General features: G+C 62.8%; 25 protein-coding genes. 14 read left to right on the top strand and 11 right to left on the bottom strand.

All coding sequences use genetic code 11. The annotated features are described in order from the left end of the window. The first annotated feature begins 236 nt into the window (after positions 1 to 236). The 4 genes from L1075_RS14830 (at position 237) to L1075_RS14815 (ending at position 2475) form a co-directional block, all read left to right on the top strand. Positions 237 to 716 carry an OsmC family protein gene (locus L1075_RS14830; protein ID WP_075368534.1) on the top strand — a complete coding sequence of 160 codons (480 nt, stop codon included), beginning with the start codon at positions 237 to 239 and terminating at the stop codon, positions 714 to 716. 54 nt (positions 717 to 770) lie between these two features. Continuing rightward, positions 771 to 1100 carry a MoaF-related domain-containing protein gene (locus L1075_RS14825; RefSeq protein WP_075368535.1) on the top strand — a complete coding sequence of 110 codons (330 nt, stop codon included), beginning with the start codon at positions 771 to 773 and terminating at the stop codon, positions 1098 to 1100. Positions 1101 to 1270: 170 nt separating this feature from the next. Next, positions 1271 to 1762, top strand: a complete 492-nt coding sequence (locus L1075_RS14820) for a DinB family protein (protein ID WP_246942576.1) — start codon at positions 1271 to 1273, stop codon at positions 1760 to 1762. A gap of 77 nt (positions 1763 to 1839) precedes the next feature. Continuing rightward, positions 1840 to 2475, top strand: coding sequence for a LysE family translocator (locus L1075_RS14815; protein WP_246942574.1), 636 nt, complete (start codon positions 1840 to 1842; stop codon positions 2473 to 2475). Positions 2476 to 2529: 54 nt separating this feature from the next. Here L1075_RS14815 and L1075_RS14810 read toward each other — a convergent pair whose 3' ends face one another. From L1075_RS14810 to gpmI, 8 genes are all read right to left on the bottom strand, one after another. Further along, on the bottom strand, positions 2530 to 3402 hold the full coding sequence (locus tag L1075_RS14810; protein WP_246894694.1) for a DMT family transporter: 873 nt from the start codon (positions 3400 to 3402) through the stop codon (positions 2530 to 2532). 122 nt (positions 3403 to 3524) lie between these two features. Then, entirely contained in the window at positions 3525 to 3698 is a 174-nt protein-coding gene (locus tag L1075_RS14805; protein WP_175575842.1) for a hypothetical protein, read from the bottom strand. Between the two features lie 77 nt (positions 3699 to 3775). Beyond that, positions 3776 to 4960 carry an MFS transporter gene (locus L1075_RS14800; RefSeq protein WP_246942573.1) on the bottom strand — a complete coding sequence of 395 codons (1185 nt, stop codon included), beginning with the start codon at positions 4958 to 4960 and terminating at the stop codon, positions 3776 to 3778. A gap of 191 nt (positions 4961 to 5151) precedes the next feature. Further along, the gene (locus L1075_RS14795) at positions 5152 to 5661 is read right to left on the bottom strand and encodes a TetR/AcrR family transcriptional regulator (protein ID WP_245846296.1); all 510 of its coding nucleotides are present in this window, start codon (positions 5659 to 5661) and stop codon (positions 5152 to 5154) included. Positions 5662 to 5824: 163 nt separating this feature from the next. Continuing rightward, entirely contained in the window at positions 5825 to 6544 is a 720-nt protein-coding gene (locus L1075_RS14790) for an alpha/beta fold hydrolase (RefSeq protein ID WP_246942571.1), read from the bottom strand. A gap of 124 nt (positions 6545 to 6668) precedes the next feature. Beyond that, positions 6669 to 7943, bottom strand: a complete 1275-nt coding sequence (locus L1075_RS14785; protein ID WP_052444931.1) for a S41 family peptidase — start codon at positions 7941 to 7943, stop codon at positions 6669 to 6671. Between the two features lie 193 nt (positions 7944 to 8136). Next, entirely contained in the window at positions 8137 to 9306 is a 1170-nt protein-coding gene (locus L1075_RS14780; protein ID WP_082021240.1) for a murein hydrolase activator EnvC family protein, read from the bottom strand. Positions 9307 to 9335: 29 nt separating this feature from the next. Further along, positions 9336 to 10913: a 2,3-bisphosphoglycerate-independent phosphoglycerate mutase gene (gene gpmI, locus L1075_RS14775; RefSeq protein WP_246942569.1), complete on the bottom strand. Its 1578-nt coding sequence runs from the start codon at positions 10911 to 10913 to the stop codon at positions 9336 to 9338. Between the two features lie 258 nt (positions 10914 to 11171). Between gpmI and L1075_RS14770 the strand changes: the two genes are divergently transcribed. From L1075_RS14770 to ruvX, 7 genes are all read left to right on the top strand, one after another. Continuing rightward, positions 11172 to 11591 carry a rhodanese-like domain-containing protein gene (locus tag L1075_RS14770; RefSeq protein WP_040240497.1) on the top strand — a complete coding sequence of 140 codons (420 nt, stop codon included), beginning with the start codon at positions 11172 to 11174 and terminating at the stop codon, positions 11589 to 11591. Positions 11592 to 11662: 71 nt separating this feature from the next. After that, positions 11663 to 12157 (top strand): protein-export chaperone SecB, encoded by a 495-nt coding sequence (gene secB, locus L1075_RS14765; RefSeq protein ID WP_040240498.1) that lies wholly within the window; start codon positions 11663 to 11665, stop codon positions 12155 to 12157. A gap of 3 nt (positions 12158 to 12160) precedes the next feature. Next, a complete protein-coding gene (locus tag L1075_RS14760; RefSeq protein WP_075368543.1) occupies positions 12161 to 12889 on the top strand; it encodes a 16S rRNA (uracil(1498)-N(3))-methyltransferase in 729 nt (242 codons plus the stop codon). Positions 12890 to 13177: 288 nt separating this feature from the next. Further along, positions 13178 to 13912 carry a CvfB family protein gene (locus L1075_RS14755; RefSeq protein ID WP_040240936.1) on the top strand — a complete coding sequence of 245 codons (735 nt, stop codon included), beginning with the start codon at positions 13178 to 13180 and terminating at the stop codon, positions 13910 to 13912. A 78-nt stretch (positions 13913 to 13990) separates the two neighbouring features. After that, positions 13991 to 14944, top strand: a complete 954-nt coding sequence (gene gshB / locus L1075_RS14750; protein WP_040240501.1) for a glutathione synthase — start codon at positions 13991 to 13993, stop codon at positions 14942 to 14944. 118 nt (positions 14945 to 15062) lie between these two features. Further along, a complete protein-coding gene (locus L1075_RS14745; protein WP_246942567.1) occupies positions 15063 to 15620 on the top strand; it encodes a YqgE/AlgH family protein in 558 nt (185 codons plus the stop codon). Further along, positions 15620 to 16066 (top strand): Holliday junction resolvase RuvX, encoded by a 447-nt coding sequence (ruvX, locus tag L1075_RS14740; protein WP_246942565.1) that lies wholly within the window; start codon positions 15620 to 15622, stop codon positions 16064 to 16066. Before L1075_RS14745 ends, ruvX begins: the two co-directional genes overlap by 1 nt. A gap of 101 nt (positions 16067 to 16167) precedes the next feature. Here ruvX and pyrB read toward each other — a convergent pair whose 3' ends face one another. After that, positions 16168 to 17199 carry an aspartate carbamoyltransferase gene (gene pyrB, locus L1075_RS14735; protein WP_246942563.1) on the bottom strand — a complete coding sequence of 344 codons (1032 nt, stop codon included), beginning with the start codon at positions 17197 to 17199 and terminating at the stop codon, positions 16168 to 16170. A gap of 165 nt (positions 17200 to 17364) precedes the next feature. On the opposite strand from pyrB, the gene L1075_RS14730 reads away from it, so the two are divergent. Continuing rightward, positions 17365 to 18219 carry an SDR family oxidoreductase gene (locus tag L1075_RS14730; protein ID WP_040240515.1) on the top strand — a complete coding sequence of 285 codons (855 nt, stop codon included), beginning with the start codon at positions 17365 to 17367 and terminating at the stop codon, positions 18217 to 18219. Positions 18220 to 18258: 39 nt separating this feature from the next. Here L1075_RS14730 and L1075_RS14725 read toward each other — a convergent pair whose 3' ends face one another. Next, positions 18259 to 19710 carry an aldehyde dehydrogenase family protein gene (locus tag L1075_RS14725; RefSeq protein ID WP_246942562.1) on the bottom strand — a complete coding sequence of 484 codons (1452 nt, stop codon included), beginning with the start codon at positions 19708 to 19710 and terminating at the stop codon, positions 18259 to 18261. A 154-nt stretch (positions 19711 to 19864) separates the two neighbouring features. Between L1075_RS14725 and L1075_RS14720 the strand changes: the two genes are divergently transcribed. Together L1075_RS14720 and L1075_RS14715 are read left to right on the top strand one after the other, a co-directional pair. Next, positions 19865 to 21046, top strand: coding sequence for an iron-containing alcohol dehydrogenase (locus L1075_RS14720; protein WP_246942560.1), 1182 nt, complete (start codon positions 19865 to 19867; stop codon positions 21044 to 21046). Positions 21047 to 21082: 36 nt separating this feature from the next. Then, positions 21083 to 22021, top strand: a complete 939-nt coding sequence (locus L1075_RS14715; RefSeq protein WP_246942558.1) for an ABC transporter substrate-binding protein — start codon at positions 21083 to 21085, stop codon at positions 22019 to 22021. 8 nt (positions 22022 to 22029) lie between these two features. On the opposite strand, the gene betI is transcribed toward L1075_RS14715, so the two are convergent. After that, complete coding sequence (gene betI / locus L1075_RS14710; RefSeq protein ID WP_343311302.1) at positions 22030 to 22611, bottom strand: transcriptional regulator BetI; 582 nt, start codon at positions 22609 to 22611, stop codon at positions 22030 to 22032. Positions 22612 to 22681 lie beyond the last annotated feature (70 nt).

The following is a 22681-nucleotide window of genomic DNA, read 5'->3' as shown; positions in this document are numbered from 1 at the left end:
GAGCTAAGGAAAAAGACTGCCTGATCGTCCAATTAACCAGTGATAAGAAAAGGCCAGATGCAATTCGTTTTTACGAGAAGCTTGGTTTTAAAGCGTCGCATGAAGGAATGAAGCTCTGGTTGAACTAGAGAGTGTTTAACAGTTTATTAAAAGCTATCGCTAAAAGTGCTGCCGCGTTTCAAAAATGAACTTGGATGAGGCGCTAGCGAATCAATTATCTAGATGGGAGGTCATCGATGCCACAAAAAGGTGAGCACAACTATTCTGTTACCGTCGTCTGGACCGGTAATTCAGGCGAAGGTACAAAGCACTATCGCGCCTTCTCGCGCGATCATGAAATAACCTGCGGTGACAAACCAACAATCGCCGGGTCGGCGGATCCGGCATTTCTTGGAGACTCGTCTCGTTATAATCCGGAGGAGCTGTTGCTGAGCTCGCTCTCTGCATGCCACATGCTCTGGTATCTACATCTGTGCGCTGATGCCGGCATCACGGTATCGAGTTACGAGGACAACGCCGAAGGGCGCATGGTTGAGACCAAAAGTGGCGGCGGTCATTTCGATAAAGTGACACTCAAGCCCACCGTCGGCATCGGCCAAAATGACGATAGTGAGCTGGCGAAATCTCTTCATGAGAAAGCGCATTCGCTATGCTTCATTGCGAATTCGGTGAACTTTGAGGTCGCGTGTGAGGCCGACATTCGCTGCGACCAATGAAGGCCTGATTGTGCGCTACGCGTGGACGGGTGCTTTCTGCAAGCAGGAGTAAATATGGAGCCCGAGGCTTTGCCATCACTGCGCGTGGGTGATGTGCTGGAGATCCAGTTCCCAGCCTTTACGCCACGAATCACCATTGAGACGCAAAACAAGCTCACCGTGGAGATCGTTGCCGGTGATAACATCGGCTTCGCTGATACGGTCGATTACGACGCCGTGGCACTGCGTGATGGCTTGATCATGCTTTCTTGGCAAGAGCATATCGGCAGCACCATCGTGCATGTGCTGGATCTTGAAGCGCGTCAGGCGCGCACGGTGGTCACGCCGGCAAAAGGCGAGCTGATGCGTTTGGCGGGTCGCATCGAATTCACGTCCGCCTCATGAGGCGTGACGCCGGATAGCACTTCGTCCCCAGCGGTGCTATACCCGAGGAGAGCCGAGGCCACCGCGATCAGCGCGAAGGCGCATTGAACTCTGGCGTTGGCAGCCTTGCTGAGTGTCCAGATGAGGTCTCTGCGGCGTTGGGCGGCGAGACAGATGAGGACGTAAGCCAAATGCATATTCAAACGATGGCGCGATATAACCGCTGGATGAATCAGAAAATCTACGAGTGCTGCTCTGGATTGTCAGATGAGAAGCGAAAGCGCGATATGGGTGCCTTTTTCAAATCGATTCATGGCACTCTTAACCATTTGCTACTTACTGACCGGGTCTGGATGGGGCGGTTTACGGGTAAGCCATTCCATATCACGTCACTAGATCATGAGCTCTACTCAGACTTCGATGTGCTTCGAAGCGAGCGCGAGGCTGAGGACAACCGCATCGTCGAATGGGTCGCCTCGCTTTCTCCGCAAGATTTAGACGAAGACTTGATCTATACCGGCATAGTAAATCCCGTGCCTCGGCGATATCCGCTTTGGTTTGCCCTTTCACATTTCTTTAACCATCAGACACATCATCGTGGCCAGACTACAACGCTTCTTACCCAGTTGGGCATTGATGTGGGCGTTACCGACCTGATCGGGCTGCCAAGTGATGAGACATAAGCGATTTTGATTCGCTACGCTCACCTTTTGGGCTTTTGGACACAAGCCGTTGACGTAGAAATAAAGGGAAGCTCGATATGTTCGATTATACGTTGGTGCATTGGCTGGCGTTTTTGTCAGCGGCGGTGCTTCTGAACCTTTCTCCGGGGCCCGATATCGCGTTCATGCTAGGCCAGACGCTACGCAGCGGACGTCGACATGGGTTCGCTGCGATGCTCGGGGGGTGGTCAGGAACGGCATTGCATGTGGCCATGGCGGCGGCGGGCCTGTCGGCCATTCTGGCCACATCGGCGTTGGCGTTTTCGGTGATCAAGTGGGTAGGGGCTGCCTATTTGATATGGCTCGGCGTCAAAATGCTTTTATCGAAGGGTGACTCTTTCGTTTCCAATAGTGGAAGACATGATGTAAAGGCGCAGTCGGTCTATTGGCAAGGTGTGCTGGTGTCCGCGCTGAACCCCAAAGTGGCCATCTTCTTCCTCGCCTTCTTGCCGCAATTCGTCGTGGCAGGCGCCGGGCCGGTGGGCGCCCAGCTGTTCTTGCATGGCAGCTTGATTATCGTGGTGGCGGCTTTTATCGAGCCCCCTTTGGTGATGATGGGAGCAAAGCTGGGTGCTTTCTTGAAGGCAAGTCCGCGAGTGGGAATGTGGATGGATCGCGGCCTTGGTGCCATGTTCGTTGCCTTGGGGGCGCGTCTAGCCGCCAGTACCAGGTGACATCAGGATGGCGGCGGGGTGTTCCATCGGCTACATGGATTCCCCGCCCCCGACTCATTCCTTGGGACTCGAGTAGACGCTCAGCGCGGTCACCGTGGCGAGGATCAGCACCATCCCGACGATCTGAATGCTGACCAGGCTTTCGCCGAGGACCACGACACCAAAGAGCGAGGCGGTGACGGGTTCGACCATGGCGACGATGGAGGCCACGGCCGGGGCGGTGTGGTGCAGGCCGTTGACGTAGAAGATGAACGAGAGCCCGGCGCCGAGTATCCCCAGCGTGACGAACAGCGGCCAGTCCGGTGTATGCAGCACGTCCAGGGTTTGGCTGGTATCGCCGAGGCCGGCCAGGAGCACGGCGAGAACCGCGAAGGCGATCACCAGAATGGCCTGCGGGCTGCCGTGCGGTGCCGCGTACTTGAACCCGAAGATGAATACCGCGTAGGAGACCCCGGCCAGCAGCCCGGCGCCCACCCCGAGCAGGGTGATCCCGCCCGCGCCGACGTCATAGATGCGTGTCAGCAGCACGATGCCAAGCATCACCACCACGATGGCGGCCCACTTCAGCGGCGTGGGTTTTTCGAGCTTGAGCACGAACGAGAGCAGGTAGACGAAGATCGGCGCCGAGTACATCAGGGTCGCCGCCACCGCGACGCTGCCCTGCGAGATGCTGAGGAAGTAAAACGCGAAGTTGCCCGCGACCCCCAGACCGGCCACCGCCGACCAGCCCCATAGGCGAGGGTTGCTCAACCCGCTGTGGCGCGGGCGGATCGCCAGCCAGCCCAGCACGAACACTAGGCCGATGGCGCCCCGGTAGAACGACACGACGAACGCGTCCCAGTCGTCCGCCATGAGCATGCCGCCGATGCCGCCCGATAAACCCCAGCAAAGTGAGGCGAGAACCACGAGTGCCGTTGCACCTGTCATTGTGAGCTCCTGCTATCAGGGGAAAGTGGAAAATCGACGCTTAGTCCGCCGTAAAAAACCGGCATCCCCTGCGGGTCATGCCCACAGGGGATGCCGTCTCGTGCTGTGTGCCTCCAAGTGCATCAGGAGCGTACCTTTTCCAGCAGTCGCTGGAGTGTCTTCCTGCTCCAGACGAAGAGCCCGGTAGGCGGCATCGCCGGCATGTACATCACCTTCAGCGCCTGCTCATGCTCGGCCCGGTCGTCGGGTGAACGCTCGTCTCGCTCGCTTTTGCGATACTGCGCCTCGTTATGCATACCTTCTCCTTCTCGCGTTGCCTTCAAGAACCTGACAGGTCCCGTGAGTGCCGCTGCATCTGTCGGGAACATCGATGTCAGGGGGAAGTGGAAGCCGGTTGGAGCGCCGCGCGCTCGGTGGTCCTGTCGCCGATGAGCGCCGTGGCCACCGCGATCAGCGCAAAGGTGATGAAGCAGACGAGGTATCCTCGGCTGCCGATCAGGTAGCCCGCGAGGGGCGAGCCGACGATCTGCCCCACGGCGATCATTAAAAAGGGGAGCCCCAGCCCGATGGCGGGGCGGTCCGCATACAGCCGGATGCCCCAGACGAGATAGACGCCGGTCAGCATGATGTAGGCCGCGCCGAACAGTGCGCCCGAGACGAACACCGCCGCCAGGTTCGAGGGGCTGAGTACCAGCAGCCCGAGCGCACCGGCCATCGCCGCGAGACTGCCGCGATGCACGGTGTTGAGGCCGAAGCGCGCGATCAGGTCGCCCGCCGCGCCACCCACCAAGCCCGCGACGCCGATCAGGATCCAGGCGATGTTGGCTGTGGCCTGCTCGAAGTGCCCCAGTGTGATGACCACCTCGCTCGAGAAGGTCCAGAAGGCGGCGCTGGCCATGCCCATGCCGGTGGCTGCGGCGATCAGCGTCAATGCGCGGGGCCGCCAGAGCCCGCCGGAGCGGTCGTCGTCCTGGCCATCGGTCGCCTTGGCGGTATCGCTGGCGCTGGTGCGTGGCACGCTGATCAACAACAGCAGGGCGTTGAGCAACGCGGCGACGGCAAAGGCGGCGTAGGCGAGCCGCCACTGGCCGGTGGCGATGAACGCGACCGGCCCCGAGACGGCGACGCCCAGGCTGGTACCGGCATTGATGACGGTGTTGGCCCGCCCTTGCCGAGGCGCGGTAATCGCGCGGGACACCGCCTGCGCCATGGGCGGTGAGGCCAGGCCGGTGCTCGTCCCGGCGAGCAGCACGGCGCCGGCCAGCCATATCGCCTGTGTGCTGGCGGCGATGCCCGCCATGCCTACTGCCGCAATCAGGGCAGCAGCGACGGCGATCCGGCGTGGCCCGAAGCGTTCCACCAGCAGCGCGCTGAGCACGATGGCGAGGCAGTAGCCGACATAGGCGCCGCTGCCGATGATGCCGGCCAGGGTCGCGCTCAAGCCGACTTCCTCGCGCATGCTGGGCAGGAACAGCCCGTAGGCGAAGCGTGCCAGGCCGTAGGTGGTGCCGATCAGCATGGTGCCGGCGACGATCAGGCGGAATTCGGTGCGCGTCATGCGGTGTACTCCCCTCGGCCCGTGGCCGGCATCGTGTTGCTGAATGTAAAACGATCGTTTTCACTATGGGCGTAACGAGCCCCCGGCGCAGGCGCCGGCCGTCTGTACCCGATGACGCTCGTCCGGTCAGCGCTCGGCGGTGTCGCTGGTGGCGGTTGGCGAGCCGCTAGCGTTCGATTCGAGTGCCGCCGTTACGCGATCCGCGCGAGACCGGCCAGGCGGTGCGCCGCGCGGCGAGCGGCATCGGCGGCGGCCTCGCCGCGATACGTCGCCGCGTGGGTCGCGCCTTCGAACAGCAATTGAATCGCCTCGACGAGGTCGTCGTCGTGCCGGCCGATCTCCGCGAGGACGATGGCGTCGATCCGCTCCCGCAGGCGCTGCTTGTGCCGCTCCATCGCCTCGGCGATTTCGGGCACGCCGCCGCCGGTTTCCCCCCAGGCGCGCAGAAACAGGCAACCCCGGGCGCCAGCCTGGCCGAACCAGGTTTCCAGCGCGGCGAACAAGGCGTCGATGCTGTCGGCCTCCACCAGCCGATGGAAGCGGCGGTCGCGCTCGTTCAGGACGGCGGCGATCAGGCCGTTCTTGTTGCCGACGTGCTTGTAGAGCGTGCGGCTCGAGATGCCCGCAGCGCTCGTCAGCCGGTCCATGCCGGTGGCGGCGAAGCCGTGTCGTTCGAAGAGTTGCTCGGCGGTCTCGAGCAAGCGTGTACGTATGTCCATGCAGGCAGTGTAAAACGGTCACTTTACATGTGCAAGGAAGACCCTAAACAAAACGCCTCCGCGCCGTTTACTTCAAATCACGGCGCGGGGGCGTTTGCGTTTCAGGCGCGGCAGTGTGCGTGCGGCAGAAGGCGAGCCGTTCCGCTCATAGGCTCAGAAGCGCGTCGATAACTTCCTGGGGGCGGCAGAAAAACGGTGAATGATCGCTGTCTATGGTGATGATGCGGTCACATGGCAGTTGCTGCTGGAAATATCGCTGCAAGGGCAATGTGACGGCCTTGTCTTGGAGAAGCTCGATATAAACCCGAGGAACGCTTCCAAAGTTTTTCTCAGTGATGGCCACCTTTGTCATCAGCGGTGCCAACGCCTCTGGTTGCAGCAGGGATCGAGCGAGCGCGACATCCTCCTCAGAGCAGAGGTGGTAAAACGCGTCCTTGATCAATTCATCCTTGATGGTTACCTGGCCCGCCTCCGCATCGATTTCCATATTGGGTGAAGCGATGGAGTCTGAGTTGACCGGCAAGTTGGCGGTGCTTTTTAAAGACTCGCCGTTGGGGACCATGAAGGCCGATAAGTAGACGAGCGACTTGATTTTGTCAGGCCGCTTTTCAGCCACCTGACTAATGACGATGCCTCCCCGACTATGACCTACCAGAATCACCGGCTCGTCCAAGCGGTCTAGCTGTTCGCAAATATGGTCGACCCATGTATAGAGACCGATCTCTGAGGCGGGGGTCTTGTCGGCACCAAGGCTGGGCAAGTCGGGTGCAATGACGCGCTGCCCTGCTTTTTCCAGGCCCGGAATGACTTTATGCCAGCACCAAGCGCCGTGCCACGCGCCATGTACGAGTAGATAAGTGTTCATGCGAGAATGTTCCTGACTGTCCTGTTTACCTTTTGGGATGCTGGCGTAAGGCCTCCCGAAGAAAACGCCCCCGTGCAGTTCAAACAGCACGGGGGCGTTTGCGTTTCAGGGCGCGGATGGAGTGTTAGTTGCTGCCCTGCGCACGCGGCAGAACGTTGAGGGCCCTGAGTAGGTTGAGGGCTTCGCCGAGCTGGTAGTCGCTTTCGGCGAGTGAGGCTTCGCGCTCGGTGCGTTCGGTGTCGCCGTTGATGTTGCGCAGGTGGTTCTCGAGATCCGCCTCGCGGATGTTGAGGCCGCTGCCTTCGGCGACTTCGAGACGGCCACGCACCACGTCGACATCCGGCTCGATGCCTTGAGCCTGGATCGAGCGGCCATCCGGTGTGTAGTAGAGCGCGGTGGTCAGCTTCAGGCCATCGCCGTTGTTCAGCGGTAGCACCTGTTGGACGGAGCCTTTGCCGAAGCTTTCGGTGCCCATCAGCACGGCGCGTTGCTGGTCCTGCAGCGCGCCGGCGACGATCTCAGCTGCCGAGGCACTGCCGCCGTTGATCAGTACCACCATGGGCACGTCCGGGGCACTGGTCTGGGTAGAGGCCGAGAAGCGCATGTCGCTGTCCGGCAGGCGACCTTCGGTGTAGACGATCAAGCCGCTGTCGAGGAACAGGTCGGCGACGTCGACGGCACTGTCGAGCACACCGCCGGGGTTGTTGCGCAGATCGAGCACCAGCCCCTTGAGCTCGCCTTCGTCACGCAGTGAGGCGATGGCATCGCGGGCCTGCTCACCGGTGCGATTCTGGAACTGGCTGATGCGCAGGTAGCCATAGCCCGGCGCTAGTAGCTCGTGTTTGACGCTCTCGGTCTGGATGGTCTCGCGCGTCAGGGTGACGTTGCGCGGCGCATCCTCGCCCTCGCGCATGATGGTCAGGCGGATATCCTCACCTTCGTCGCCGCGCATCATGTCCACGGCTTCCTGCAGCGACATGCTCTCGGTGGGCGTGTCGTCGATGCGCAGGATGCGGTCCTGCGCCTGGAGCCCGGCGCGCGCGGCGGGGGTATCGTCGAGAGGCGCGATGATCGTCAACTGACCCTCTTGCATACCGACTTCGATGCCGACGCCGCTGAATTCGCCCTCGGTGGTTTCGCGCAGCGCTTCGAAGTCGTCCTTGTCGAGGTAGGCGGAGTGCGGGTCGAGCTCGCCGAGCATGCCGCGAATGGCGTTGCGCATCAGGGTCGTATCGTCGACTTCGTCGACATAGGTGCGCTTGATGCGCTCGAAGACCTCGGCGAAGGTCTGCACGTCTTCCACAGGAAGAGCGTCATTGTCGGCCGGCGGCTGAGCGTTTTGCTGGGCGTACGCCGGCAGCGGCAGGGTTAGCGCACCGATCACCAGGGCCATGCCCATTGCTAGCAAGTGACGAACGATGAGACGCGGGGAACGAGGTTGGCTTGCGGTCATGCTGTCTCCACAACGCGGCGGAACGGACTGGTGTCGGTCGGCCTCAAGGGCAGGGCTATGGCAGCGCGAAGATTAACCTGCGCGCGCCGAGAGTCCAGCATAGCTTTTATGGGGCGGCGCAATCCAGCGCGGCGGACGTTCAGCGCCGGGCAATCCAGTCACTGGGGTCGATGGGGTCGCCATCCTTGCGCACTTCGAAATACAGCGCGGGGCTGTCGCGACCGCCACTGTCGCCGACGGCGGCGAGGGTGTCGCCACGCGTGACCTGAGCGCCGACCTCGACATCGAAACGTTGCAGGTGGGCGTAGAGCGTCATGACATTGTCGCCATGATCGACGATCAACAGGTTGCCGAAACCGCGCATCCAGTTGGCAAAGACCACGCGGCCGGCGTGTACGGCGGAGACCGGTGTCCCCGCCTCGGCGCCGATGAGCATGCCGTTGCGGTCGACGCCGTCGCCGTTGCCGTAGGTGGCGAGCATGTCGCCCTGCACCGGCCAGGGTAGCTCGCCCCGGGTTTGGTCGATGTCCGTGGAGGGCGGCGGTTGGTCGAGGCGTTCGAGCTTGGCTTGCATCCGTTCGAGCAGTTGCTGAGCGTCCTCGCGGTTATCGGTGAGCGCGGCCAGCTTGGCTTGCTGGGAGGTGTAGCGCTCCTTGTACTTCGAGAGGATGGCTTCGCGTTCGCTGCGTTGATCGCTGAGCGTTTCGCGACGCTCGGTGAGCTCGCTGGCGAGGTCGTCTAGGCGCTCTTGGTGTGACTGTAGTGCGCTTTGCGTTTCGTCGAGCTGATCCTCGAGCTTGGCCAGGGCGTCGAGGCGTTGCTGACGCGCCTGGTTGAGATGATTGAGATACTGCTGAAGGCGGTCCAGCCGCGCGGGGTCGGTCTGATTGAGCAGCAGTTTGAGCTGTGGCGTGGGGCCGAGCCGGTATAGCGCGTTGAGTTGTGTGGCCAGCGCAGCGCGTTGCTGGCGGCGTTCTTCCTCGAGGGTCTGGCGCTGCTGCTTGAGCTCGGCGACTTCCTGGTCGAGTTGATCCTGCTCGCGTTGCAGGCCGGTCAGCCGCTGTTGGGTATCGGCCAGCTCGGTTTCCACCTCGCGTAATTCGTTCTGTGCGCTATCGCGTTCATCGCGGGTGCCCTCGAGGCGCGACTCGGCGTTCTCGATGTCACTGCCTAGGGCTTCGAGTTGACGTTTGACCGCCTCCGGCGAGTTCTGCGCCCAGACGCCGGGCGCGCCCAGTGAAAGCCACGCACACGAGATCGCCATGGCACAGGCCATGGCGATTCGCTTGCTAGACGTTGGCGCCGTCATACGCCGACTCCGCAATACACGCACACCGTTCAGGGCGTATCGATCAGCACGCGGCCGGTCATTTCCTCGGGCACCGGCTCGTGCATCATCGTCAGCAGGGTCGGGGCCAAATCGCACAGGCTGCCGTCATCCGCCAGCGTGGCGCCGGCGCGTGGCGTGACATAGACCAGCGGCACCTGAAAGGTAGTGTGCGCTGTTTGCGGGTTGCCGGTCTCGGGATGCACCATCTGCTCGGCATTGCCGTGATCGGCGGTGACCAGACACTCGCCGCCGGCACGCTCGATGGCGTCGATCACCCGGCCCAGGCAGATATCCACCGCCTCGATGGCCTTGACCGCGGCATCGAAGTCGCCGCTGTGGCCGACCATGTCGCCGTTGGCGTAGTTGCACACCACCAGATCGTACGTGCCGGCATCAATGGCCGCGACCAGCTTGTCGGTAAGCTCGTAAGCGCTCATCTCCGGCTTCTCGTCGTACGTCTTGACGTCCTGCGGCGAGGGAATCAGTTCGCGAGTCTCGCCGTCGAACTCGTCTTCGCGGCCGCCGGAGAAGAAGAAGGTGACGTGGGCGTACTTCTCGGTCTCGGCGATGCGTAGCTGCTTCAGCCCGCGCTTGGCGACGGTCTCGCCCAAGGTGTTGACCAGGTCGGTGGGCGGAAAGGCCACCGGCGCCGGAATGTTCGCGGCGTACTCGGTGAGCATCACCAGCCCTTCGTGAGCCAGCTTGGGCCGTGCCTGGCGAGTAAAGCCGCTGAAGTCGTCCTCGGCGAAGGCGCGGGTCAGCTCGCGGGCGCGGTCGGCGCGGAAGTTCAGGAACAGCGCGGCGTCGCCGTCGGCCATGCGCACCGGCTCGCCTTGCGGGCGGATGCTGGTGGCGGCGACGAATTCGTCGGTTTCGTCACGTTCGTAGGCGGCGTCCAGCCCGGCCTCGGCACTGGTGGCGACCTGCTTGCCTTCACCCTCGACGATGACGCGATAGGCTTGCTCGACACGGTCCCAGCGATTGTCGCGGTCCATGGCGTAGTAACGGCCGACGATCGAAGCGACGTAGGCGTTATCGGCACCGAACAGCTCGGCGAGCCGTGCATTGGCACGTTCCAGCGAGGGGCGGGCGCTCTTGGGCGCGGTATCGCGACCGTCGAGGAAGGCATGCAGATAGACGTGCTTGGCGCCACGTTCGGCGGCCAGCGCAGCCACGGCGAGGATGTGATCCTCGTGGCTGTGTACGCCGCCTGGCGAGAGCAAACCGAGTAGATGCACGGCGCGACCGGCGGCCACAGCGGCGTCGATGGGCGCCGTCAGCGCGGTGTTGGAGGCCAGTTCACCGTCTTCAATGGCCTTGGTGATACGCGTGAAGTCCTGATAGACGATACGTCCGGCGCCGAGGTTCATGTGGCCGACTTCGGAGTTGCCCATCTGGCCGTCGGGCAGCCCGACGTACTTGCCATCGGTGTGCAGCAAGGCGGAGGGGTAGCGTTGTTTCAGCGCGTCCATGACCGGCGTCTTGGCGCTGTAGACGGCGTTGTACTTGGTGTCATCGTTCTGGCCGTAGCCATCGAGGATCAACAGCGCAACGGGCCGGGGACGCTGGGTGTGGGTATCTGCCATAACATGCCTCGCGGGAATCTGATGGGCGTCGCATCGGCGCATCTAGCCGATGACCCCATGAAGCGGCAGTGCCGCTGCGGGGTTCGCGACTCACGTCTCCTTGCGGCATCATAACGCAGTCACGACAGAGCGTCAGCCGCGTCGGTGGGGCCGGACGCTCGCGCATGGCTCATGTATACTAAGGCGCCCGCCGGGGCATGCGGCGTTCGCCGAGCGCACACGACGCCGACAGACACACAACGAGAGTTATCCGCACCCATGATCGATCAGTTATTCGAATTCGTGCAAAACCACCTGCTACTGTCAGGCGCTTTTCTGGTGGTACTGGTGGCATGGATCGCCTACGAGCTGAAAGGCTCGAACAGCGGCGTCTCGCCGTCCGAAGCCACCTCGCTGATCAATCGCGAGGAGGGGCTGTTTCTGGATATTCGCGAGGTCAAGGACTTCAAGGCGGGGCATATCGCCGGTGCCCGCAATATTCCCAAGGGCCGTTTGGGCGATCGCCTCAAAGAGCTCGAGGACTACAAGGAAAAGCCGGTGGTGGTGGTATGCCAGCACGGCCAGCACTCCGGCGCTGCCGTGGGGCAGTTGACCCAGGCTGGCTTCACCCGCGCGGCCAAGCTCAAGGGCGGTATGACCCAGTGGCAGTCCGATGAGTTGCCGGTGGTCCGCAAGTAAGCGATACACTGGCGGGGCGGCGCACGCCGGGCCCCGCGTCTCATGCATAGATAAGTCAAAGGAAGTGCAACATGGCGGAAGACAACAATCAGGCCGCTCAAGGTGGCAACGACACGCAGAACCAGCTGCAATTTTCCATGCAGCGTATTTACGTCAAGGATGTCTCCTTCGAGTCGCCCAATGCGCCGAGCGTGTTCCAGAACGCGTTCAAGCCCAAGGTGGGGCTCGATCTCAACACCACCAGCGAACAGGTCGGTGAAAACCTCTACGAGGTCGTGGTCAAGGTGACGGCGCAGGTCACCAACAACGAAGACGGCGCCACGGCGTTTCTCGTCGAGGTGGAGCAGGCCGGTCTGTTCCGCATCGCCGGCTTGAGCGACGATCAGCTCGACCACACCCTGGGCGCGTTTTGCCCCAATATGCTGTTCCCCTATGCGCGCGAGTGCATCGACAACCTGGTCAATCGCGGCAGCTTCCCGCCGCTGATGCTGTCACCGGTCAACTTCGAGGCGATGTACGCGCAGAAGAAGAAGCGCGAAAGCGAAGCCGCCGAGAACGTGCAGTAAGCGATGGCCGGACCGCGCATTCATGTGGCGGCCACGTTGGTCGCCGCAGCGGAAATCACCCTGCCTGAAGGTGCCTCGCGCCATGTAGCGGGCGCGCTACGTCTGCGTGAAGGCGCGGCATTGCGCCTGTTCGATGGCGAGGGCCATGAAGCCGAGGCCGAGATCGTCAGTGTGGGGCGTCGCGAGGTACGCGTGCGGGTCACCGCCGTGACCGAGAGTGGCGCCGAGTCGCCGCTGGCGGTGCACCTGGGCCAGGCGATCTCCAAGGGCGATCGCATGGACTACGCGATCCAGAAGGCCACCGAGCTTGGCGTCGCGGCCATCACCCCGCTCTACACCGAGCACGGCGACGTGCGCCTCAAGGGTGAGCGCGAAGCCAAGAAGCTCGCCCACTGGCAGGCCGTCGCGGTCAGCGCCTGCGAGCAATGCGGACGCAGCCGCGTGCCCACCGTGCATCCCCCGCAAACGCTCGACGCCTGGCTCGCAACGCGTGACGAAACGCTGCGCCTCGTCCTGCATCCTTCCACCGACACTGCCTGGCAACACGCCAGCGACGTCACGCGCGTCGCACTGCTCGTCGGCCCCGAAGGCGGACTATCGCCCAACGAAGTCGACGCCGCCCACGCCGCCGACTTCACCGCTCTCACCCTCGGCCCCCGCATCCTGCGTACCGAGACCGCCCCCGTCGTCGCCCTTACGCTGCTCCAGCATCACTTCGGCGATTTGGGGTGAGTGCTGCGACTCAATGGGTTGCCATCTTCCACGGAATCGGCGGTGGCGTGATCCGCTCTCCATCGAATCCAGATACGTCGCCGTAGCAGTTGCGGTCGGCATCCCGGTAAACGTTTGCAGCCGATGTGCCGGTGTGAACCGTCACTAGTCAGACGACGGCGCGCGGTGGGGCGGTCCTGTACGTCATCGCCTGCCGGCAGTTGTCGATGCCGCTCCCTACAACGCCCTTTGCTCGCATTGCCGGGCGGCGTCATAATGAGGACATATCTCTCGTCAGTGGTCGCCATCATGTCCCGTTCCCCAGATCCCGCCCCGCGTTCCTCCGCTCCCGGCCGGCGTGCGTCGAGTTCGACGCGCCCACCCCTGGCGCGTATCGGTGAGGTGGCGTATCTCAAGGTGGTGGCGGTCAATACCACCGGGGCTTTTCTCGATTGGGGTCAGCCGAAGGATGTGTTGCTGCCGTTCGCCGAGCAGCGTTTTCGTCCCGAGGTCGGCAAGCGGGTGCTGGTTATGTTGTACGAAGACGCTCAAGGACGGCCGGTGGCGTCGATGCGTCTGGATCGCTTCCTGGCCGATGAGGCGCCGGAGATGACAGCCGGCGACCGCGTCGCGCTGGTGATCGCCGAGCGTACCGATCTGGGCTTCAAGGCGGTGGTCGATCACCGCTATTGGGGCTTGCTGTACGCCGATGACATCATCCATCCGCCTCGGCGCGGCCAACGGCTGACCGGTTATATCAAGCGCGTGCGCGAAGACGGGCGCCTCGATTTGGCCATGCTACCGCCCGGCGAGGCAGGGCTCGATGTGGTCGGTGACAAGGTGCTGGAGCTGCTGCGTTGCCATGGCGGGTATGTGGCGCTGGGCGACAAGACGCCCGCCGCCGAGATCAAGGCACGCATGGGCGTGAGCAAGAGCGCCTTCAAACAGGCGGTGGGCAGGCTCTACAAGAAGCGGCTGATCACCATCGAAGAAGAAGGTATCCGCCTGACGCGCGAGGCGATAGACGCGCATCAGTCCGGCTGAGACGCTGCTGGCGCCTTGGTCTTCCGCTGGTCGCTGCGGCATACTGCGCGCATTCATTCCTAGCCTGGAAGACCGATCATGAGCGAGCGCGCCTTGAAGCTCGGCGTGGTGATGGACCCCATCGCCGATATCGCCTACAAGAAAGACACCACCCTGGCCATGCTGTGGGCCGCGCAGCAACGCGGCTGGTCGCTTTATTATCTCGAGCCGGAAGACCTGTACCTGGAAGGTGGGCGCGCCATGGGCCGCATGCGCGCGCTGGAGGCGTACCGTGACCCCGAGGCGTGGTATCGACTCGAGGAAGTGCAAGCCGCGCCGCTGGCGGAGCTCGACGTGATCCTGATGCGCCAGGACCCGCCGGTGGATGATCACTTCCTCAACGCCGTGCACTTGCTGGGCTTCGCCGAACGCGAGGGCGTGCTGGTGGTCAATCCCACCCAGGCGCTTTTGACCAGCAACGAGAAGCTCTTCGCCCAGCAGTTTCCGCACTGCATCCCGCCCTCCGTGGTCTCGTGCCACGATGCCGTCTTGCGCGATTTTCATGCCCAGCATGGCGATGTGATCTTCAAACCGCTGGACGGCATGGGCGGTAGCGGCATCTTTCATATCACGCCGGAGGGCCGCAATCTGGGCTCTGTCATCGAGCAGCTCACCGAGCGCGGCACGCGCCAGATCATGGCGCAGCGTTATCTGCCCGAGATCAAGGCCGGCGATACGCGCATCCTACTGATCGACGGCGAGCCGGTGCCCTATGGCCTGGCGCGCATTCCCAGCGCTGGCGAGACACGCGGCAACCTGGCGGCCGGCGGGCGCGGCGAGGCCCGCGAGCTCACCGACCGCGATTATTGGCTCATCGAGCAGGTCAAGCCGGCGATCCTCGACAAGGGGCTGATCTTCGTTGGGCTCGACGTGATCGGCGATTACATCACCGAGATCAATGTCACCAGCCCCACCTGCGTGCGCGAGATCGACGCCCAGCGCGGCACCGACATCGGTGGATTATTGATGGACGCCATTGCCCGGCGCTTTTGAGCGCCGCTTGCCATCCCACGATGGCGAGGTTCGGCAAGGGCAGTGATACAATCGCTGCGACAAGCACCAATTTCGGCGTAAACGAGAGGCGGGACGCGCCTCGACGCCCGGGAGGCTCATGCAAAGCTTGAAGCATCATTTTCTGCTGGCGATGCCGCATCTCGACGACCCTAACTTCAAGGGGACGTTGACTTACCTATGTGACCATGACGACAACGGCACCATGGGCGTGATCGTCAATCGCCCCATGGAGCTGACGCTAGATGCCCTGCTCGAGCAGCTCGAACTGGATGCCTCGGAGTGCCTGCAGCGTGACTTGCCGGTTCACTATGGCGGCCCGGTCCACAAGGATCGCGGTTTCATTCTGCATCGCGGTTCGAACCTGCCCTGGGATTCCAGCCTGCAGGTCGCTGACGACCTCGCCCTGACGACCTCCATGGATATGCTCAAGGCCATCGCCGAGGGCCGGGGCCCTGACGACTTCATCGTCTGCCTGGGCTGCACCGCTTGGCAGGCCGGCCAGCTCGAGGACGAGCTCAAGCAGAACACCTGGCTGACGGTGGAAGGCGACGCGTCGATCCTCTTCGACGTGCATGCCGAGCAACGCCTGAACGCGGCGGCGGGCATTTTGGGCGTCGATCTGAATCTGATGACGCGCGAGGCGGGACATTCCTGATGGCCGAGGCAGGGCAGCGGCTTGTACTGGCCTTCGATTTCGGCACGCGGCGCATCGGCGTGGCGGTAGGCAACGAAATGCTGGGCAGTGCCACGGCGTTGGCCCCGTTGCCCGCGCGTAACGGGATTCCCGACTGGCAGCAGATCGGCCAGTTACTCAAAGAATGGCAGCCGGATCTGCTGGTGGTGGGGCTGCCCCTCAACATGGACGGCACCGAGTCGGACATGAGCCAGCGCGCGCGCAAGTTTGGTAACCGCCTGCATGGGCGCTTCGGCAAACCGGTGGAAGTGTTCGACGAGCGCGGCTCCACGCGCGCCGCCAAACGCATCGCCCGCGACGCCGGGCACCGGGGCAACTATCGCGACGATGGCGTGGACGGCATCGCCGCGCAGTTGATCCTGGAAAGCTTCTTCGCCGACGACACCTTCCTGCAACGCATGCCATGATGCACCGCGACCGGCCTGGGGCCGGTCGCAGTGTCATGCTTAGCTACTATCCCTGAATGATTAACTCTCCAGATGCAGCTCCGGCGTGGGGCGCCCCAGCCTTACAACGTGCGGTCGTCGACGCCGAAGGTCGGCGGCACGAACCAGCGCACGTCCTGGGCGTCGCGCTCGATGTAATCCTCCACTTGCAGCAGGTTGGCGAAGATCGCCATGCGCATGGGAATGCCGTTGTCGGCCTGGCGGAAGATGGCCAGGCGCGGGTCGCCATTGAGGTCGACGTTGAGGTCGTTGGCGCCGGGGCGGCTGTCGCGTGGCAGAGGGTGCATGACGATGGTGGTCGGCGAGCAGCGCTGGTCGAGGAAGGCGCGATCGACGATGAAGTCCTGGGAGATGCCGGCGAAGGTCTCCGACATCTCGTCGGTGAAGCGTTCCTTCTGGATGCGCGTGGTGTAGATCACGTCGAGGTCGCCGAAATCATTGGTCAAGCTCTCGCGCTGCTCCACGCGATGCCCGCGCGAGGTGACCAGATCGATCAAGTGACGCGGCATTTCCAGCCCCGGCGGTGATACCAACGTGATGCGTAGCGGGCCGAACAGCGACAGCAGCTTGATCAGGGAATGTACGGTGCGGCCGTGCTTGAGATCGCCGGTGAGCAGGAAGTGTGCGCCTTCGAGGCGTTTGCCCAGGCGCGCGAATTCCTTCTCGATGGTGTACAGATCCAGCAGCGCCTGGCTGGGATGCTCGCCGGGGCCGTCGCCGCCGTTGATCACCGGCACCCGCGTGGCCTCGGCGAATTCCGCCACGGCGCCCTGGTCGGGATGGCGCAGGACGACGGCATCGACATAACCGCCCATCACGCGGCTGGTGTCGTAGAGGGACTCGCCCTTGGCCATCGACGAGAAGGTGAAACCGGTGGTGTCGCAGACACTACCGCCGAGACGCGAGAACGCCGCGTGAAAGCTGATGCGGGTGCGCGTGCTGGCCTCGAAAAACAGGTTGCCTAGCACTGCGCCTTCCAGCACACGGGTTACCTGGCGCCGCTGGGCGAAGGGCTCCATGCGGCCGGCGAGCTGCATCAGGTGCTCGACGTAATCGCGGGACAGGGAATCGACGGAAAGCAGGTGGGAACTCATCGGTAAGCCTCGCAAGTGGCGCAGGGGATCGCTGCGCGTAGTGTACGCATACGCGCCGTTGGCTTCATCCGCTGCTTGCGTCGATCGGCGCGCTTCGCTTGGCCTGGGCGCTAGCGGCTTCTATGGTGAGACATGGTAGTTCCCACCATTCAAGGAGCGAATGTCATGGGTGAGCAACATTTCCCCGCGCAGGAACAGGCCGACCAGCCCGGCGATGAACATGCCATGCGGCCCGAGCCAGAGTACATCCGCGACAGTTATCGCGGCACCGGCAAGCTCGACGGCAAGGTCGCCATCATCACCGGCGGCGACAGCGGCATCGGTCGCGCCGTGGCGGTGCATTTCGCCCGCGAGGGCGCCAATTGCGTCGTCGTCTATCTCAACGAAACGCGTGACGCCGAGGATACCCAGGCGCTGGTCGAAGCTGAGGGGCGTGAGTGCGTCCTGGTGCACGGCGATGTCGGCGATCCGATGCTGTGCCACCATGTGGTCGATACGACGCTGGCGAGCTTCGGCGCGATCAACATCCTGGTCAACAACGCCGCCGAGCAGTACGACTGGGACGATGTCACGCAGATTCCCGACGACCAGTTGCAGCAGACCTTCCAGACCAACGTCTTCAGCCATTTCTACATGGCCAAGCACGCGCTACCGCACATGCACGAAGGCGACACCATCATCGCCACCTCATCGGTCAATGCCTTCAAGGGCAACGACACGCTGATCGACTACACGGCGACCAAGGGCGCCATCCAGGGGCTGGTCCGCTCGCTGGCGATGTCACTGGTCGATCGCGACATTCGCGTCAACGCCGTCGCCCCCGGCCCGGTGTGGACGCCCCTCATTCCCGCCAGTTTCGACGCGGACAAGGTCGCCGGCTTCGGGGGCCAGGTACCCATGGACCGCGCCGGCCAGCCCAGCGAAATGGGCCCCGCCTACGTCTACCTCGCCAGCGAGGAATCTTCCTACATGAACGGCCAGACGCTGCATCTCAACGGCGGCGTGATCCTCAATACCTGACCGCGACACGGGCGGCGATCGTCGCTTTCGGTGGGGCGCTCAGGTATCTACGGGCGCCATCACCTGCTTCAATTCCTGGTAGGCAGCCAGGCCTTCAGGGCCGAGTTCACGGCCGATTCCGCTTTTCTTGCCACCGCCCCAGGCTGCCTGGGGTGGGGCTACCTGGTCCATGTTGGTCCAGATCGATCCCGCCGTGAGATGCCGCGCGATGGCGGATGCCCGTTCATGACCGCCGCTGACGACGCTGGCCGCCAGGCCGTAGTCGCTGTCGTTGGCGACGGCGATGGCCTCGTCGTCGCTGGCGAATTGGCGCGCGCAGAGGACCGGGCCGAATATTTCTTCCTGCCAGAGACGGCTTTCGACGGGAACGTCGCGGAACAGCGTGGGTGCCACGAAAAAGCCCTGCCGGGGGATCTCGCGGTGGGATGCCCCGCGCACGGGGATCAGTCCCTCATCCTTCGCGAACGCCAGATAGCTGTTGACCGTTGTCCGCTGCTTGTCGCTGACGAGCGGTCCGAGGGTCGTTGCCTCGTCGAGCGGATCTCCCATGACGAGGGCGTCGATATGCCGGCTCAGCGCCGCGTACAGGTCCTCGGCCACGGCCTGGTGGACCAGCAACCGCGAGGTGGCTGAGCATATCTGACCGGCATTGGCGAAAATACCGTTCATGACGAGGCTCGCCGCCTGCGCGATATCCGCGTCCTCGGTCACGGTGATGGGGGACTTGCCGCCCAGCTCGAGCGAGACATTGCGTACTCCCGTGGCCGCGACGCGCATGACCGTCTCGCCGGTCGGGTTGCTGCCGGTGAAGGATATCTTGTCGATCCCGGTGTGCTGGGTCAGCGCCTCGCCAATACCGCGCCCGTCACCGTTGACGAGGTTGAGCACGCCGCGCGGCAGGTCGATGGCTTGGGCGATATCGGCAATTGCCTGCTCCGGCATCGGCACGACCTCCGAGGGCTTGAACACGATGCAGCAACCGGCCGCCAGCGCGGGTGCGATCTTCCAGGCTGCCGTCACCAAGGGGAAGTTCCAGGGCGTGATCAAGCCCACCACGCCGATGGGATCGAAATAGCGACGGACCTGGACACCCGCCACCGGTTGCGCGCTTGGCTCGCCCTGGCGGGCATCCAGCTGTCTGGCGAGATCGGCGTAGTACCGGTAGCAAGCAATCGCATCGTCGACATCCAGCTGGCTCTCGGCCAGCGGCTTGCCACCATTGAGACTGATCGTTTGGCACAATGCGGCATGTCGTTCGGCCAAGCCATCGGCCAGTCCCTCCAGATAGCGCCCGCGGGCCTCGCCCGATAATCGCTGCCAAGCGGGCAGTGCGTCCCTGGCGGCGCGCACCGCCGCGTCGACGTCACGTGCGTTGCCCGCGGGCAGCTTGGCGATGACCGTTTCCCGATAGGGATCGACCACGTCCAGGTCACGTCCGCCATCGCTTGCACGCCACTGCCCATCGATGAACTGCTGGCAAATGTCTCGCATGAGGGCTCCTTTGATGCCATCGCATGGCCACTATTGAAAAGTGTTTCAATAGTGGCCAGTATAAAAGCATCGGCTCGCCTTTTGCCACTCGGGTACCGCTTTAACTCCGCGGCAGGGCCCCAGGCCATCACTCTTCTTTCGAATGGAGCGTTTTATGTGCGCCGCTTATTCTTCACGCGATCCGGTTGCATGGGAGCTTGCCTACTGCGTTGAGTCGGGGCCGGGCGCAGTCGCTGCCTTGAACGATTTCTTCACGCGGCGCGGGATAAAACGGCCCTTGATCGTGACCGATCCGGGGTTCGCGAAGCTCGACCATCTGGCGAAACTGAAAGCCCAGCTGGCGAAGGCGGACATCGTCTGCGCCCAGTTCGACGCCGTGCAGGCCAATCCCTCGGACGCCGATGCGCACGCGGCGGCACAAAGCTACCGCGATCATGATGCCGACGCTGTCATCGCCATCGGCGGCGGAAGTGCCATGGACGGCGCCAAGGGCGCGGCATTGATTGCCAGGCAGAGCCGCTATTCGCTGTGGGACTTCGATTACAACGGCGCAACGCCGATGGATCTGTCGCGCGACGACTTCCCGCCGTTGATCACCGTGCCGACCACGGCGGGTACGGGCGCCGAGGGAGATAGCACCGCCATGCTCATCGATACCGGACGCGGTACCAAAGAGTGCGTGCACCATCCCCAGGCACGCCCGGAAAAGATCATTCTCGATCCCAATTTCACGCTGGGGCTGCCAGCCAGCCTGACGGCGTGGACGGGACTGGATGCCCTGACCCATGCGCTGGAGTCCTACCTCGTGCCGATGTTCCATCCGCTGTGTGATGGCGCGGCACTTCAAGGGCTGGCGCTGATCTGGGGCAATATCGAGGAAAGCGTCGAGAACGGCGCGAACCTGGACGCGCGCAGCAACATGCTGACGGGATCGTTCCTGGCCGGAGTGGGCTTTCTCAAGGGGTTGGGGCTGGTGCATGCCATCAGTCACATGGTCGGTGCCGCGTGCCATACGCATCATGGCATGACCAACGCCATCCTCTTGCCCGCCATCATGCGTTTCAACCGTTCCGCCCTCGAACCCAAGCTACCGTCGATCGCTCATGCCATGCAGCTCGACGATGATCGGTTCGAGACCTTTCATGCGGCCATCTGCTCGCTGCTGGACCGGCTGGACATTCCCAAGGGGTTGTCCGCGCTCGGGGTGCCGCACGAGATCGTCGACGACATTCTGGCCGCCGTCGAAGGCGATCCCGCTTACGCGACCAATCCGGTGCACTGCCCACGCGAGACCTTGGCGGCACTGATTCACGAAGCCATTGATGCCGCACGTTGAGCGGCATGGAGTTATCAACCAAGACCGAGAGGAACCATGATGACAACAATCACCAAGATACTTGGCACGGCGGTACTGGGCTTGAGCCTGCCCATGTTGGCCCAGGCGCAATCGACACCGATCCGCATGGTGGTGCCGCCTTGGCCCGGCGTGACGGTCAAGACGGAAATACTGGTGCAACTGCTGGAGACGTTGGGCTATGACTCGCAGCAGATCGAAATGGGCGCCACCGTCGGTTACAAGACGATGGAAACGGGCGACAGCGACATCATGCTGGCGGGGTGGATGCCGGCCCAGAAAGAGAGTTACGACGCGGCCATGGAAGCCGGTGCCATCGTCGATGTCGCGAATAACGTCTCAGGTGCAAGGATGGGGTTCGCGGTGCCGGGATACGTCTATGACGCCGGCGTGACTAGTGCCGAGCAGCTGGATCTACCGGAAAATCGCGCACGCTTCGGTGCGGAATACTATTCGATCGAGAGTGGCGCCCAGGCGAGCATCATGGTTCACGAGGCGGCGGACGCCGATACCTATGGCCTCAAGGACTGGGAGATTCTCGACTCATCGACTCCCGGCATGCTGTCCGAGGTCGATGCGGCCTATAACGATAAGCAGTGGATCGCTTTCTACGGCTGGACGCCGCACTGGATGGCGATCAAGTACGACATGCATATCCTGGACGACCCCGAAGAAGTCTACGGTGAGAATCAGGGGCGTAGCGAAGTACGCACGATCGTGCGTATGGGGTATGCCGAAGAAAACGCCAACATCATGCAGTTGTTGAAGCAGTTCACGTTGACCGCCGATGAGCAGAGCCAGTTCATCAGCGCTTATAGCCTTGAGGAGCGGTCCAAGACGGATGTCGCGCACGATTGGCTCGCGGATCATCCCAAGCGCGTGGCGGAATTCCTCAAAGGGGTAACAACACGTGATGGAGAGTCCGCTCAGCAAGCTTATGAAGCGAGCTTTCGCTAAATAATGGCTTAATCTCGAAGCAGGCGCTCAGCGATTTCCAAGGAATCCTGCAGCGCCTCTTCGACTTTGAAAGCCTCGGGATCAAGTGCCCACTCCAACCAATAGCCGTCTACCAGTGCTGTCAGAATTCGAGCAATGCCCTTCGCATCGATAACACGTCCTTCTTCGATGGCAATGGCCTCGACGAGTGACTGCATCTCCTCCCGATACTCTTCGTAAAGCTTCCGGTTGAGACTCGCCAGACTGGGCGTTGCCACAGCGGCACTCCAGAAACCTACCCAGGAGGCCAGTACCTGCTGGTTGAATATCTCGCTCTTGAAGGCTGAACGAATCATGAGCGTCAGCCGCTCACGTGCGGAGCACTCCAATGCGGCATCGCGCTGGTCGCTCTCCCGGCGCAGCTGCTCGGTGAGCTCCTGGTAGGCCGCCAGCATGAGCGATTCCTTGGATTGAAAGTAGTGACTCACCAAGCCTATGGAGGTGCCGGCCTCACGTGCGACGCGCGTCATCGTCGTGCCGGCATGGCCGTAACGCGTCACGCACTTGAGCGTTGCCTCGATGATGGTTCGCTTGCGTGTTTCGGGCTCGATACGCTGGCGCTGCTTGCTAATGGTCTCGATTCCCGCAGTTGGTGTGCCGAAGGGGCATTGTACAGCATGC

It is taken from the genome of Chromohalobacter beijerinckii, from assembly GCF_023061185.1.
Taxonomy (GTDB): Bacteria; Pseudomonadota; Gammaproteobacteria; order Pseudomonadales; family Halomonadaceae; genus Chromohalobacter; species Chromohalobacter beijerinckii.
The sequence above is the reverse complement of the archived record's forward strand: the minus strand, read 5'-3'. Positions and strand labels throughout refer to the sequence as shown.

Excerpts from the sequence above, each read along its gene's own strand:
- L1075_RS14830 (WP_075368534.1), top strand. The coding sequence starts at position 237 with ATGCCACAAAAAGGTGAGCACAACTATTCTGTTACCGTCGTCTGGACC.
- L1075_RS14825 (WP_075368535.1), top strand. The coding sequence starts at position 771 with ATGGAGCCCGAGGCTTTGCCATCACTGCGCGTGGGTGATGTGCTGGAG.
- L1075_RS14820 (WP_246942576.1), top strand. The coding sequence starts at position 1,271 with ATGCATATTCAAACGATGGCGCGATATAACCGCTGGATGAATCAGAAA.
- L1075_RS14815 (WP_246942574.1), top strand. The coding sequence starts at position 1,840 with ATGTTCGATTATACGTTGGTGCATTGGCTGGCGTTTTTGTCAGCGGCG.
- L1075_RS14810 (WP_246894694.1), bottom strand. The coding sequence starts at position 3,402 with ATGACAGGTGCAACGGCACTCGTGGTTCTCGCCTCACTTTGCTGGGGT.
- L1075_RS14805 (WP_175575842.1), bottom strand. The coding sequence starts at position 3,698 with ATGCATAACGAGGCGCAGTATCGCAAAAGCGAGCGAGACGAGCGTTCA.
- L1075_RS14800 (WP_246942573.1), bottom strand. The coding sequence starts at position 4,960 with ATGACGCGCACCGAATTCCGCCTGATCGTCGCCGGCACCATGCTGATC.
- L1075_RS14790 (WP_246942571.1), bottom strand. The coding sequence starts at position 6,544 with ATGAACACTTATCTACTCGTACATGGCGCGTGGCACGGCGCTTGGTGC.
- L1075_RS14785 (WP_052444931.1), bottom strand. The coding sequence starts at position 7,943 with ATGGGCATGGCCCTGGTGATCGGTGCGCTAACCCTGCCGCTGCCGGCG.
- L1075_RS14780 (WP_082021240.1), bottom strand. The coding sequence starts at position 9,306 with ATGACGGCGCCAACGTCTAGCAAGCGAATCGCCATGGCCTGTGCCATG.
- gpmI (WP_246942569.1), bottom strand. The coding sequence starts at position 10,913 with ATGGCAGATACCCACACCCAGCGTCCCCGGCCCGTTGCGCTGTTGATC.
- L1075_RS14770 (WP_040240497.1), top strand. The coding sequence starts at position 11,172 with ATGATCGATCAGTTATTCGAATTCGTGCAAAACCACCTGCTACTGTCA.
- secB (WP_040240498.1), top strand. The coding sequence starts at position 11,663 with ATGGCGGAAGACAACAATCAGGCCGCTCAAGGTGGCAACGACACGCAG.
- L1075_RS14760 (WP_075368543.1), top strand. The coding sequence starts at position 12,161 with ATGGCCGGACCGCGCATTCATGTGGCGGCCACGTTGGTCGCCGCAGCG.
- L1075_RS14755 (WP_040240936.1), top strand. The coding sequence starts at position 13,178 with ATGTCCCGTTCCCCAGATCCCGCCCCGCGTTCCTCCGCTCCCGGCCGG.
- gshB (WP_040240501.1), top strand. The coding sequence starts at position 13,991 with ATGAGCGAGCGCGCCTTGAAGCTCGGCGTGGTGATGGACCCCATCGCC.
- L1075_RS14745 (WP_246942567.1), top strand. The coding sequence starts at position 15,063 with ATGCAAAGCTTGAAGCATCATTTTCTGCTGGCGATGCCGCATCTCGAC.
- ruvX (WP_246942565.1), top strand. The coding sequence starts at position 15,620 with ATGGCCGAGGCAGGGCAGCGGCTTGTACTGGCCTTCGATTTCGGCACG.
- pyrB (WP_246942563.1), bottom strand. The coding sequence starts at position 17,199 with ATGAGTTCCCACCTGCTTTCCGTCGATTCCCTGTCCCGCGATTACGTC.
- L1075_RS14730 (WP_040240515.1), top strand. The coding sequence starts at position 17,365 with ATGGGTGAGCAACATTTCCCCGCGCAGGAACAGGCCGACCAGCCCGGC.
- L1075_RS14725 (WP_246942562.1), bottom strand. The coding sequence starts at position 19,710 with ATGCGAGACATTTGCCAGCAGTTCATCGATGGGCAGTGGCGTGCAAGC.
- L1075_RS14720 (WP_246942560.1), top strand. The coding sequence starts at position 19,865 with ATGTGCGCCGCTTATTCTTCACGCGATCCGGTTGCATGGGAGCTTGCC.
- L1075_RS14715 (WP_246942558.1), top strand. The coding sequence starts at position 21,083 with ATGATGACAACAATCACCAAGATACTTGGCACGGCGGTACTGGGCTTG.